We start from the raw sequence: 12,524 nt of genomic DNA on the forward strand, positions 1-12,524 counted from the left end.
GTATGGCACTTGCGAGTGAGATTCTATTATCTTTCCGCCTGGACGCGCATCAGCATTGCGTTGGCGCTGTTAGCATTGTTATGGGCGCTGGTCGTCTGGGGGGTATCGCTGCCATGATCGCAGTGCATAACGTCACATTTGGCTACACGTCCTCTTCGCCGCTGGGCACGCTGAGTGGCAGCTTCAACGCAGGTTCGTTGACAGCCATCGTCGGTGAAAACGGCAGCGGTAAATCGACGCTGTTAAAAACCCTTGCCGGACTGATCCCCCCCTTGGTAGGCTCGCTGACGCACGATGGCAACACTCTGCCGCGCATTGGCTATTTGCCACAGCTGTCGGAGTTCGATCGCCAGTTTCCGTTGAGCGTCATGGAGTTGGTGCTGATGGGCAGCCTGCCGCAACGCGGTCTGTTCGGTGGCCTCAATAGTAGCTGGCGGCGCAGTGCGTATGCCGCGCTGGAGGCAGTCGCAATGACCGCGTTCGCCACTCGCCCTATCGGCCATCTATCGGGAGGCCAGCTACAGCGCGTCCTGTTTGCCCGCCTGCTGCTGATGGATGCGCCAGTGCTGCTGCTGGACGAGCCGTTTACCGGCGTAGATGCCGAAACAACGCAGGCTCTGCTGGCGTTGATCCACCAACGTCATCAGCAAGGATGCACCATTCTGGCGGTGCTGCACGATCGTGACATTGTCGAGCGCCATTTTCCGCTGGTGCTACAGCTCAGCGCCGCAGGACATCGCTGGGGCGCAACCCACGATATATTCACCGCGGCGCGCAGGCGCGAGTCAGGGCGGTAATATGATGACAATGATTCTCCTTTCACCGCTGGTGGAATTCGGGTTTATGCGGCGCGCGCTGGTGGGATGTATCGCGCTTACGCTCAGTGCCACACCGTTAGGTTGCTTTTTGTTGCTACGCCGCATGAGTTTGATCGGCGATGCGCTGTCGCACGCGATATTGCCCGGCGTCGCCATCGGGTATCTGCTCTCTGGCATGTCGCTGTTGGCAATGGGAACCGGCGGATTTATCGCTGGACTGACCGTGGCGCTGCTTTCCGGTTTTGTCAGCCGCAACACGACATTAAAAGAGGACGCCAGCTTCGCCGGACTCTATCTGGGTTCGCTGGCGCTCGGCGTCACGTTAGTGTCACTGCGCGGCTCCAGCGTCGATCTGTTGCACCTGCTGTTTGGATCAATTTTGGCGGTCGATCGCGGCGCACTGATCGATATCGGCCTGATCTGTTCGGCCTCGATACTGCTGTTGGCGTGGCTCTATCGTGCGCTGGTGATCGAATCGTTTGATGCCACCTTTATGCAACTCGCCTCACCGCGAGGACGCACGCTGATCCACGCATTATTTCTCGCATTGGTGGTGCTCAATCTGGTGGCTGGGTTTCAACTACTGGGCACGCTGATGACAGTCGGCATGATGATGCTACCCGCGACCTGCGCCCGCTTCTGGACAGCCCGTTTGCCGGTCATGCTGGCAGTCTCGGTACTGGTGGGTATCGCATCCAGCCTTATCGGCCTGCTGTGGTCCTACTATGCCTCACTGCCCGCCGGGCCCGCCATCATCCTGACCGCCACGCTATTTTTTGCGTTCTCGGCCGCTTTCGGCGCTGAGGGCGGCATGTTTCGCCTGCGCCGCTAATATCATCCACATATCATCAATGAGGACATCATGAAACACCCTGTTATCGCACTGGCACTTTCCAGCATGTTATTCAGCACGTTTGCGATGGCGAAGCCGTTGCAGGTTGTCGCTAGCTTTTCCGTTTTAGGCGATATGGTCAGCCACATTGGCGGCGATCGCATCATCGTTACCGATTTGGTTAAGCCCAACAGCGATCCCCATGAATTCGAACCCTCACCGCAAGACAGCAAAACGCTGGCGAGCGCAGATCTGGTTTTTGTTAACGGGCTGGGTCTGGAGGGCTGGCTGACACGTCTGGTATCCGCTTCCGGTTATCAAGGGAAAGTGGTGACCGCCTCGCAAGGCATCCACACGTTGGCGATGGAAGAAGAGGGAAAAACCCAGACCGATCCGCACGCCTGGAACAGCGCTGCGAATGGGGTTATCTACGCGCAGAATATCATCGATGCGCTAGCCAGTGCGGCACCGCAGGATGCTGACTATTTTCGCCAGCAGGGAAAAGCCTATATTCAACAGCTTCAGGCGCTGGATGATTATGCCAAGAAAACCTTCGCCGCCATTGCGCCCGAAAAACGCAAAGTGCTCACCAGCCACGATGCGTTTGGCTATTTCAGCCAGGCCTATGGCGTAACCTTCCTGGCACCGCTGGGTTTTTCAACGGAAGCGGAAGCCAGCAGTAAACAGGTTGCCACGCTCATCCGCCAGATCAAGCAAGAGAAGGTCGCCAGCTACTTTATCGAGAACCAGACCGATCCTCGTTTGGTGAAACAGATAGCTAACGCCAGCGGCGCACAGCCGGGCGGTGAACTCTACCCGGAAGCGTTAACCGACAGCACGGGCCCGGCCGCCAGCTACACCGCCGCGTTCAAACACAATGTGGACACCCTTGCCGCCAGCATGAAGTAAACAGGGCATCTGGCGCGTGGGCTATTTCGCCCCGTGCGCCAGATATTTCTGCATCTCGGCATCAGGCACCATGCCACCGCCCGTCGCCCACACCAGATGCGTTGCCTGTTGCATCGCCGACGCGGATAACGACAAGCGCGACAGGTATTCCGCGTTGCCCGCTACGCGGCCCGGCCATTCCGGCCAACGTCGAGGGTTCCAAACAGAGCGTTTCGGTGTGCGCCAACATCGCCAACAAGCGATACATTTCGTCGTCGCTCAGGGTGTAGTACCCGTCAATCAGCCGCGCCATGGCACGTCCAACAAAACCGGATGGACGCCCCACCGCCAGCCCATCGGCAGCGGTCAGGTTGTCGATACCCAAATCCTGCACCGCAATGCCGTCGTGCAGGCCGGTGTACACGCCCAGCAGCATACAGGGCGAGTGCGTCGGCTCAGCAAAAATACAGTGTACGTGATCGCCAAATGCCAGCTTCAGACCGAACGCCACCCCGCCCGGCCCACCGCCCAAGCCGCACGGCAGGTAGACAAACAGGGGATGATCCGCATCGACCACCATGCCACGTTCAGCAAACTGGGCTTTGAGCCGGTCACCGGCAACCGCATAGCCAAGAAACAGCGAGTGTGAATTCTCGTCATCAATAAAAAAGCAGTAGGGATCGTCCTGCGCGGCTTTGCGCCCTTGTGCGACGGCAACCCCGTAATCCTGTTGATATTCCACGACGTCAACGCCGTGTGCGCGCAATCTGTCCTTTTTCCATTGGCGCGCATCCGCCGACATGTGTACCGAGACGTTGAAGCCCAGGGTCGCCCCCATAATCCCGATCGACATACCGAGATTGCCGGTCGACCCCACGGCAATGCGGTATTGGCTAAAGAAGTGCCGCGCGGCTTCGCTTGCCAGTTGACGATAGTCATCGGTGGGAGCAATCAATCCCGCCTGTAACGCCAATTGCTCCGCGTGTACCAGCACTTCATAGATACCGCCGCGCGCTTTGATCGAACCGGAAATCGGCAGGTGGCTGTCTTTTTTCAGCCACAGTTTGCCGGGTAATACCTTGCCATAACGCGCATCCAGCGCGGTTTGCATCGCGGCGATGTCAACCATATAGCTAAACGACTTAATTTTGATTACATTATTTAAATGAGCTATTCAATTGATTTTAGACGTAAAGTGATATCTACACGGAAAAACGAAGGGTTGAGTATCCGAGAAACAGCGAAGCAATTTCGGATTGGCCCTGCCTCTGTATCGCGTTGGATTAATCAAATAGAGTCAAAAGCATCGACCACGCGTCAGCGAAAGATCGATAAATCCGAGTTGATAAAAGATGTTGAACAATATCCAGATGCTTACCAAAAAGAACGTGCAGAGCGTTTTGGCGTTTGTCAGAAGGCCATTTGGCAAGCGCTTAAAAAGCTGGGATTGACCTATAAAAAAAACTCTACGTCATCCGAAAGCCGACGAAAACGCCCGGCAGGGATTTCAACAAAAAAAACAACAGTATGAAAAAGAAGGTAAACCTATTGTTTTTATTGATGAAAGTGGTTTTTCACACGATGCCCCACGGACTCACGGCTATTCCCCAAAAGGTCAACGGTGTTTTGGCCTGAAGAACTGGGGAGCTAGGGGAAGAACAAATGTTATCGGCGCTTTATTAGGCACAACGCTGTTTGCTATCGGATTATTTGATATCAATATTAACAGCGATGTTTTCTATGCCTGGGTCACACAAGTCCTTATCCCAGTACTCCCTAAAAACAGTGTAATCATGATGGACAATGCCACTTTTCACAAAAAACATAATATTCAACAAGTCATCATCGATGCAGGGTATATGGTGGAGTATTTGCCTACATATTCGCCAGATCTTAACCCAATTGAGCATAAATGGGCACAAGCAAAAAGCAAAAAAAGAGAGATGGGTTGCGATACAGAGAGTTTGTTCTCAGTCCATATGGTGTAATCAAAATTGAGTCTGTAAAGAATTTTGTGTAAATGGCTCCATTGCTTAACCGGAGATTCGTTCTCCATACATCAACATGAATTGGCTCATAGCAGGTTTCCAGTCTCTGATTGGCAAGGTCCATTTAGCAGAGATATTATGCAAGGCTAGATAGAGTAATTTTATCACCGAGTCATCCGTTGGAAATATTCGTCGCGTTTTCGTTATCTTGCGCAATGAAGCATTTAACGACTCTATCGCGTTGGTGGTGTAGATAACCTTGCGGATCTCCGGCGGAAAGTCAAAAATGACGATGAGACGTTCCCAATTATTTCTCCACGACGGGCTGATCGTCGGGAACTGTTCATCCCATTTGGCCGCGAAGGCATCCAGGGCCTCTTCAGCGCCCTCTAGCGTTGCGGAACTATAGATGGTGCGCAGGTCAGCAGCAACGGCCTTACGCTCTTTCCAGCCGACGTAGCGCAGCGAGTTCCGCACCTGATGCACAATGCAGAGCTGTACCCGCGTATGCGGGTAAACAGCTTCAATGGCATCAGGAAAGCCTTTCAGGCCATCGCAGCAGGCGACGAAGATGTCCTTTAGCCCACGATTTTTCAGTTCTGTCATCACAGATAACCAGAACTTGGCCCCCTCAGTTTTGGCTATCCATAGCCCCAGCAGCTCTTTTTCGCCCTGGCCGTTGACGCCGAGGGCCAGATAAACAGACTTGTTGGCCACGGCTCCGCCGTCCTGGCTTTTGACAACAATACAGTCAAGGTAAACAATGGGATAAAGCGCATCCAGCGGCCGTTGCTGCCAGCGCTTAACGTCATCCATCACAGCATTGGTCACTTGAGAAATGAAGCCAGCGGAAACATCGACCCCGTAGACTTCTTTAAAGTGTGCCTGAATATCACGGGTTGATAACCCTCTGGAATAGAGAGAAATAATGCGGTCATCGAAGCCGTTAAGCTGTTTTTCGTGCTTACCGATCAGTGTCGGCTCGAAGGTACTGTTGCGGTCGCGCGGAATATCGAGCTCGATCTCCCCATTTTGGCTACGTACGCTCTTGGATGTCTTGCCATTGCGTGAGTTGCCTGAATGATTACCAGCCGGGTCATGCTTAGCATACCCAAGGTGCATCTCCATCTCAGCTTCAAGAACCCGTTCCGCCAGTCTTTTAGTCAGCACCTTGAGTAGGCCTGATTCACCCAGCAGATCCTGAGGGGAGTGACAATCTTGAAGCAGTTGGTCAATAAGTTCGTTGCTGATAGGCATTTTGTTATCCTTTGAAGGTTTTCCTCAAAATGCCATTTACACAGATTATTTTACAGTCTCTTTATATAAGCATTATAAAATTTCAACGACTAATTTTTCCTCTCGGAATGCTTTTTATTGTGCTAACTATTTGATTTGTCGTTCTAACAAAATACATTCTCTGTAAATGCATTCTAACTAAAGAAGATGTAAATCAAACGGTTAAATTATTCAACAAAGCCTGCTTAATAGTGAAATAAGGGTGTTTCGGTGATTGAAGTAAATTTTACGCTGTTCTGAGATGGAAATTCCAAAGACCGGCGCTAAGGAGTAAGAAGGTATCATCAATAAAGGGTCTACGATTCCGTAAAATTTGGGTCATGCAACCGAGGCGCTTGATACCCGCGATGGCGTGTTCAACTGTAATACGGATGCCCGAGATTATTTTATTTTCTTGTTTTTGTTCAGGCGATAAAGGTCTTTTTCGAGTTCCTTTTTTTGGGATTTGTGTATTAGGATGCTGTTTATCTATATAGCCAAGCGACTTAATTTTGATTACACCATATGGACTGAGAACAAACTCTCTGTATCGCAACCCATCTCTCTTTTTTTGCTTTTTGCTTGTGCCCATTTATGCTCAATTGGGTTAAGATCTGGCGAATATGTAGGCAAATACTCCACCATATACCCTGCATCGATGATGACTTGTTGAATATTATGTTTTTTGTGAAAAGTGGCATTGTCCATCATGATTACACTGTTTTTAGGGAGTACTGGGATAAGGACTTGTGTGACCCAGGCATAGAAAACATCGCTGTTAATATTGATATCAAATAATCCGATAGCAAACAGCGTTGTGCCTAATAAAGCGCCGATAACATTTGTTCTTCCCCTAGCTCCCCAGTTCTTCAGGCCAAAACACCGTTGACCTTTTGGGGAATAGCCGTGAGTCCGTGGGGTATCGTGTGAAAAACCACTTTCATCAATAAAAACAATAGGTTTACCTTCTTTTTCATACTGTTGTTTTTTTTGTTGAAATCCCTGCCGGGCGTTTTCGTCGGCTTTCGGATGACGTAGAGTTTTTTTTATAGGTCAATCCCAGCTTTTTAAGCGCTTGCCAAATGGCCTTCTGACAAACGCCAAAACGCTCTGCACGTTCTTTTTGGTAAGCATCTGGATATTGTTCAACATCTTTTATCAACTCGGATTTATCGATCTTTCGCTGACGCGTGGTCGATGCTTTTGACTCTATTTGATTAATCCAACGCGATACAGAGGCAGGGCCAATCCGAAATTGCTTCGCTGTTTCTCGGATACTCAACCCTTCGTTTTTCCGTGTAGATATCACTTTACGTCTAAAATCAATTGAATAGCTCATTTAAATAATGTAATCAAAATTAAGTCGTTTAGCTATACCTTGAAAACCGGTATCTGCCCAGATGGTTACCTCAGGAGGAATATGGCGAATTATATCGACTTTATCGAGTAAGCGTTTATCGTGACGGCGCCCATTTTTGCTCATGGGGATAAAGGCTTTGTTGAATAATTTAACCGTTTGATTTACATCTTCTTTAGTTAGAATGCATTTACAGAGAATGTATTTTGTTAGAACGACAAATCAAATAGTTAGCACAATAAAAAGCATTCCGAGAGGAAAAATTAGTCGTTGAAATTTTATAATGCTTATATAAATCAGTATCTTAAATTATTCAACAAAGCCGGGGATAAATCCAATTTGCCTTGTTTCGTCAGTCATAATAAGCCCTTTTCGAGTGGTCTGTCTTTTCTTTCCCGAATACATTTTTTTTCGCCGACGCAGATTCTTAGGCTTTTGGACAGGTCGCTCTGTCCCATCAATAAAGACGTCTTTAACTCCAGGAAAGGCGCGAAAAAATTCCTCAGCAGAGCGAATTTGACGAGCGGGCAAAACACATTCTCGCCCCAAGGTCATCTCTAAAACCGGCAATAATATTTTTACCCAGCGACATACCCGTGTTCTATCTAAACCAAAAAGAAGTCCTTGCAAATCATAGGTCGGATAAGAGACTGTAAAATAATCTGTGTAAATGGCATTTTGAGGAAAACCTTCAAAGGATAACAAAATGCCTATCAGCAACGAACTTATTGACCAACTGCTTCAAGATTGTCACTCCCCTCAGGATCTGCTGGGTGAATCAGGCCTACTCAAGGTGCTGACTAAAAGACTGGCGGAACGGGTTCTTGAAGCTGAGATGGAGATGCACCTTGGGTATGCTAAGCATGACCCGGCTGGTAATCATTCAGGCAACTCACGCAATGGCAAGACATCCAAGAGCGTACGTAGCCAAAATGGGGAGATCGAGCTCGATATTCCGCGCGACCGCAACAGTACCTTCGAGCCGACACTGATCGGTAAGCACGAAAAACAGCTTAACGGCTTCGATGACCGCATTATTTCTCTCTATTCCAGAGGGTTATCAACCCGTGATATTCAGGCACACTTTAAATAAGTCTACGGGGTCGATGTTTCCGCTGGCTTCATTTCTCAAGTGACCAATGCTGTGATGGATGAAGTTAAGCGCTGGCAGCAACGGCCGCTGGATGCGCTTTATCCCATTGTTTACCTTGACTGTATTGTTGTCAAAAGCCAGGACGGCGGAGCCGTGGCCAACAAGTCTGTTTATCTGGCCCTCGGCGTCAACGGCCAGGGCGAAAAAGAGCTGCTGGGGCTATGGATAGCCAAAACTGAGGGGGCCAAGTTCTGGTTATCTGTGATGACAGAACTGAAAAATCGTGGGCTAAAGGACATCTTCGTCGCCTGCTGCGATGGCCTGAAAGGCTTTCCTGATGCCATTGAAGCTGTTTACCCGCATACGCGGGTACAGCTCTGCATTGTGCATCAGGTGCGGAACTCGCTGCGCTACGTCGGCTGGAAAGAGCGTAAGGCCGTTGCTGCTGACCTGCGCACCATCTATAGTTCCGCAACGCTAGAGGGCGCTGAAGAGGCCCTGGATGCCTTCGCGGCCAAATGGGATGAACAGTTCCCGACGATCAGCCCGTCGTGGAGAAATAATTGGGAACGTCTCATCGTCATTTTTGACTTTCCGCCGGAGATCCGCAAGGTTATCTACACCACCAACGCGATAGAGTCGTTAAATGCTTCATTGCGCAAGATAACGAAAACGCGACGAATATTTCCAACGGATGACTCGGTGATAAAATTACTCTATCTAGCCTTGCATAATATCTCTGCTAAATGGACCTTGCCAATCAGAGACTGGAAACCTGCTATGAGCCAATTCATGTTGATGTATGGAGAACGAATCTCCGGTTAAGCAATGGAGCCATTTACACAAAATTCTTTACAGACTCTCTAATGGGGTTGGGATAAATCCTTTCTGCCCTGCACCCATCTGCCGCTCGTGATCTTTTCGATTCTTTTTCCGATAAATCAAATAACAAGCTGAAAATTCAGCGGCTAAATTTTTCAATTCTTCGACTGATAATCCAATGATTGCTTTACATAAACGATTATCTCGTAACAACCGCTCTTTGTTGATCATTTCAAACCTTTATTCTCTAAGTTAAACCTCTTTTTATTCTCAATAGCCTGACAAAAAATGCAAGTCTCTATTCAGCAACTAGTTTTCTGAAAGAAACCAACAATAAATACTGTTACAATGCGTCAGCCGCTTGCCCCGGCTGAAAAAAGGAATCCTTTACGCTCGCCAGACACGAAATACGAGATGGAGCCACAATATGGATATACCTGGCGTAGCCACGGGCGGCGTCTCGCCGAGAGACGACCGTATTTATGAGGATTCAAAGGGAAGAACAGTTGGCATAGCCACCATGTTCAACCGCATCACCAATACCCTTGAGCGCCCTGAGATGACACCGTCAATGACACCGGAGGATAAACGCATGCTGGACACGTTGTTTAAGCGTTGCATCGGCCATGCAGAAGCCTACCTGCGTGCTCAACGGCGATCGGACAAAAAAAAGAGCCCATATCATCATGGACTCTTGTCGTATTTATCACACACAGAAATCAGACAGCGCTTTGGAAAATCACCCCGTCCGCTTTCGCCGTATACTGATCTAATCGATCAAAATTCAGGTAGCGATAAGTATCCTGCGCGGTTTTATCCACCTGGGCCATCGCGGCGAGATATTCGTCAGGCGTCGGCAGTTTACCCAGCAGTGACGCCACCGCCGCCAGCTCCGCAGACGCCAGATAGACATTAGCGCCAGTGCCCAAGCGGTTCGGGAAGTTACGGGTAGAAGTCGACACCACCGTTGCGCCATCGGCTACGCGCGCCTGGTTACCCATACACAACGAGCAGCCTGGGATTTCTACGCGCGCGCCGCTCTTGCCAAACACGCTGTAGTAGCCCTCTTCTGTCAGTTGCGCGGCATCCATCTTGGTCGGCGGCGCAACCCACAGACGCGTCGGCAGTTGGCCTTTATGCTGATCCAGCAGTTTACCCGCCGCACGGAAGTGACCGATGTTGGTCATGCAGGAGCCGATAAACACCTCGTCAATCTTCTCACCCTGCACATCCGACAGCCAGCGCGCATCGTCCGGATCGTTCGGCGCACACAGAATCGGCTCTTTGATATCCGCCAGATCGATATCGATCACCGCGGCATATTCCGCATCGGGATCGGCTTCCAGCAGTTGCGGATCGGCCAGCCATTTTTCCATGCCCTGCACGCGACGCTCCAGCGTACGCCGATCGCCGTAACCTTCGGCGATCATCCACTTGAGCAGCACGATATTAGAATTCAGGTACTCGATGATCGGGGCTTTATCCAGCTTGATGGTACACCCGGCGGCAGAACGCTCTGCTGACGCATCGGTCAGTTCAAACGCCTGCTCCACCTTCAGGTCGGGTAACCCTTCGATTTCCAGAATGCGGCCAGAGAAAATGTTCTTCTTGCCTTTCTTCTCTACGGTCAGCAGCCCCTGTTTAATGGCGTACAGGGGGATTGCATGCACCAGATCGCGCAGGGTAATCCCCGGTTGCATCTTGCCTTTAAAGCGTACCAGCACCGACTCCGGCATATCCAGCGGCATCACGCCCGTAGCGGCAGCAAACGCCACCAGCCCGGAGCCCGCCGGGAAGGAGATACCGATAGGGAAACGGGTATGGGAGTCACCGCCGGTGCCTACCATATCCGGCAACAACATGCGGTTGAGCCAGGAGTGGATAACGCCATCGCCCGGGCGCAGGGAGACACCGCCACGGTTCATGATAAAGTCCGGCAGCGTATGATGCGTGGTGACGTCAACGGGCTTCGGATAGGCGGCCGTGTGGCAGAATGACTGCATCACCAGGTCGGCAGAGAAGCCAAGGCAAGCCAGATCTTTCAGTTCGTCACGGGTCATCGGACCGGTGGTGTCCTGAGAACCGACGGAGGTCATCTTGGGTTCGCAATACTGATCGGGACGAATCCCGGCAACGCCACAGGCGCTCCCCACCATCTTCTGCGCCAGCGAGAAGCCGCGCGTACTCTGCGCCACATCCTTCGCCTGGCTGAAGATATCACTCGCTGGCAATCCCAGCGCTTCACGTGCTTTAGTGGTCAGACCGCGACCAATGATCAGAGGAATACGCCCACCCGCCCGCACTTCATCAAGCAGTACGTCAGTTTTCAGCGCAAACGTTGCCAACACGGTATCGCTGTCGTGCAGGCGAATTTCCCCTTTGTAGGGGTAGATGTCGATCACATCGCCCATGTTTAATTCGTTCACATCGACTTCGATCGGCAATGCGCCCTCATCTTCCATGGTGTTGAAGAAAATAGGCGCGATTTTGCCGCCCAGCACCACGCCACCACCGCGTTTGTTCGGTACATGGGGAATATCGTCGCCCATAAACCACAGCACCGAGTTGGTAGCGGATTTACGCGAAGAACCGGTGCCCACCACATCCCCCACGTAGGCCAACGGGTACCCTTTCTGGCTGAGCGCTTCGATCTGTTTGATCGGGCCAACAGCGCCGGGTTGATCCGGCGTAATGCCATCGCGGGCATTTTTCAACATCGCCAACGCATGTAACGGGATATCCGGGCGAGACCAGGCATCAGGTGCCGGAGAGAGGTCATCGGTATTGGTTTCGCCGGTGACTTTAAAAACGGTGACGGTAATTTTCTCCGCCAGTTTGGGGCGAGACAGGAACCAGTCGGCATCAGCCCAGGATTGCACCACGCGTTTAGCGTGCACGTTGCCAGCTTTGGCCTTCTCTTCTACATCGTAGAAGTTATCGAACATCAGCAGCGTATGCGACAGCGCATCAGCAGCGATGGGAGACAGCGTCTCATTGTCCAGCGCGTCAATCAGCGGATGAATGTTATAACCGCCTTGCATGGTGCCAAGCAGTTCAACGGCTTTTTCCGGGCTGACCAACGGAGAATGTGCTTCTCCTTTCGCGACAGCCGCCAGAAAACCGGCTTTTACATAGGCGGCTTCATCAACGCCCGGCGGTACGCGGTTTACCAGCAGATCCAGCAACGCCTCTTCTTCGCCAACAGGCGGTTTCTTCAGCGCATCGACCAGCGCTGCCATCTGTGAAGCGTCTAACGGCTTGGGTACGATGCCCTGTGCAGCCCGGTCGGCCACGTGCTTGCGATATTCTTCTAGCACGATTCTCTCCTCGCTCTCATTGTCTTCGTTATGTACGGCGCTCTCGCTCCCGGTGGTGATGTCCATACCCGGTTACGCGTCAGGCGATGTGTCCTCCGCCTGTGAAAATGTAGGGTGGCGTACCCGGCAGTAAG

Annotated in this window: 13 protein-coding genes and 2 pseudogenes; 6 read left to right on the forward strand and 9 right to left on the reverse strand. The window is 51.2% G+C overall.

Going from position 1 to position 12,524, the window contains the following annotated elements; translation table 11 throughout:
• The first annotated feature begins 113 nt into the window (after nt 1–113).
• Genes ACQGXV_RS12770 through ACQGXV_RS12780 form a run of 3 tightly spaced genes read left to right on the forward strand, consistent with a single transcriptional unit; the run spans nt 114 to nt 2,559 of the window.
• On the forward strand, nt 114–797 hold the full coding sequence (locus ACQGXV_RS12770) for a metal ABC transporter ATP-binding protein (protein ID WP_440867404.1): 684 nt from the start codon (nt 114–116) through the stop codon (nt 795–797).
• Nucleotides 798–807: 10 nt separating this feature from the next.
• The gene (locus ACQGXV_RS12775; protein WP_440867405.1) at nt 808–1,650 is read left to right on the forward strand and encodes a metal ABC transporter permease; all 843 of its coding nucleotides are present in this window, start codon (nt 808–810) and stop codon (nt 1,648–1,650) included.
• Nucleotides 1,651–1,680: 30 nt separating this feature from the next.
• Nucleotides 1,681–2,559 carry a metal ABC transporter substrate-binding protein gene (locus ACQGXV_RS12780; protein ID WP_440866581.1) on the forward strand — a complete coding sequence of 293 codons (879 nt, stop codon included), beginning with the start codon at nt 1,681–1,683 and terminating at the stop codon, nt 2,557–2,559.
• 21 nt (nt 2,560–2,580) lie between these two features.
• Here the strand turns inward: ACQGXV_RS12780 and ACQGXV_RS12785 are convergent.
• Nucleotides 2,581–3,673: pseudogene (locus ACQGXV_RS12785) on the reverse strand (D-serine ammonia-lyase); the annotation flags it as partial.
• A 30-nt stretch (nt 3,674–3,703) separates the two neighbouring features.
• On the opposite strand from ACQGXV_RS12785, the gene ACQGXV_RS12790 reads away from it, so the two are divergent.
• Entirely contained in the window at nt 3,704–4,069 is a 366-nt protein-coding gene (locus ACQGXV_RS12790) for an IS630 transposase-related protein (RefSeq protein ID WP_440862584.1), read from the forward strand.
• Nucleotides 3,993–4,526, forward strand: coding sequence for an IS630 family transposase (locus ACQGXV_RS12795; protein ID WP_440862665.1), 534 nt, complete (start codon nt 3,993–3,995; stop codon nt 4,524–4,526). Before ACQGXV_RS12790 ends, ACQGXV_RS12795 begins: the two co-directional genes overlap by 77 nt.
• Nucleotides 4,527–4,571: 45 nt before the next feature.
• Here the strand turns inward: ACQGXV_RS12795 and ACQGXV_RS12800 are convergent, their stop codons facing one another.
• From ACQGXV_RS12800 to ACQGXV_RS12825, 6 genes are all read right to left on the reverse strand, one after another.
• Nucleotides 4,572–5,783, reverse strand: coding sequence for an IS256 family transposase (locus tag ACQGXV_RS12800; RefSeq protein ID WP_440866582.1), 1,212 nt, complete (start codon nt 5,781–5,783; stop codon nt 4,572–4,574).
• Nucleotides 5,784–6,048: 265 nt separating this feature from the next.
• The gene (locus ACQGXV_RS12805) at nt 6,049–6,357 is read right to left on the reverse strand and encodes a transposase family protein (RefSeq protein ID WP_440866583.1); all 309 of its coding nucleotides are present in this window, start codon (nt 6,355–6,357) and stop codon (nt 6,049–6,051) included.
• Entirely contained in the window at nt 6,318–6,851 is a 534-nt protein-coding gene (locus tag ACQGXV_RS12810) for an IS630 family transposase (RefSeq protein WP_440867179.1), read from the reverse strand. The genes ACQGXV_RS12805 and ACQGXV_RS12810 overlap by 40 nt, the downstream gene beginning before the upstream one ends.
• Entirely contained in the window at nt 6,775–7,140 is a 366-nt protein-coding gene (locus ACQGXV_RS12815) for an IS630 transposase-related protein (RefSeq protein WP_440862584.1), read from the reverse strand. Before ACQGXV_RS12815 ends, ACQGXV_RS12810 begins: the two co-directional genes overlap by 77 nt.
• Nucleotides 7,141–7,284 carry a hypothetical protein gene (locus ACQGXV_RS12820; RefSeq protein WP_440866584.1) on the reverse strand — a complete coding sequence of 48 codons (144 nt, stop codon included), beginning with the start codon at nt 7,282–7,284 and terminating at the stop codon, nt 7,141–7,143. It abuts the gene before it with no gap.
• A 183-nt stretch (nt 7,285–7,467) separates the two neighbouring features.
• Nucleotides 7,468–7,878 (reverse strand): transposase family protein, encoded by a 411-nt coding sequence (locus tag ACQGXV_RS12825; RefSeq protein WP_440866585.1) that lies wholly within the window; start codon nt 7,876–7,878, stop codon nt 7,468–7,470.
• Between ACQGXV_RS12825 and ACQGXV_RS12830 the strand changes: the two are divergent.
• Nucleotides 7,865–9,076, forward strand: a pseudogene (locus tag ACQGXV_RS12830) (IS256 family transposase). The gene ACQGXV_RS12825 and the pseudogene ACQGXV_RS12830 sit on opposite strands and share 14 nt — an antisense overlap.
• Nucleotides 9,077–9,103: 27 nt before the next feature.
• On the opposite strand, the gene ACQGXV_RS12835 reads toward ACQGXV_RS12830, so the two are convergent.
• Nucleotides 9,104–9,304, reverse strand: a complete 201-nt coding sequence (locus ACQGXV_RS12835) for a hypothetical protein (RefSeq protein ID WP_440866586.1) — start codon at nt 9,302–9,304, stop codon at nt 9,104–9,106.
• A gap of 488 nt (nt 9,305–9,792) precedes the next feature.
• Nucleotides 9,793–12,390 (reverse strand): bifunctional aconitate hydratase 2/2-methylisocitrate dehydratase, encoded by a 2,598-nt coding sequence (gene acnB, locus ACQGXV_RS12840; RefSeq protein WP_440867406.1) that lies wholly within the window; start codon nt 12,388–12,390, stop codon nt 9,793–9,795.
• Nucleotides 12,391–12,524: the final 134 nt, after the last annotated feature.

The sequence above is a fragment of the Symbiopectobacterium purcellii genome (assembly GCF_052050035.1).
GTDB classification, from domain to species: Bacteria; Pseudomonadota; Gammaproteobacteria; order Enterobacterales; family Enterobacteriaceae; genus Symbiopectobacterium; species Symbiopectobacterium purcellii_A.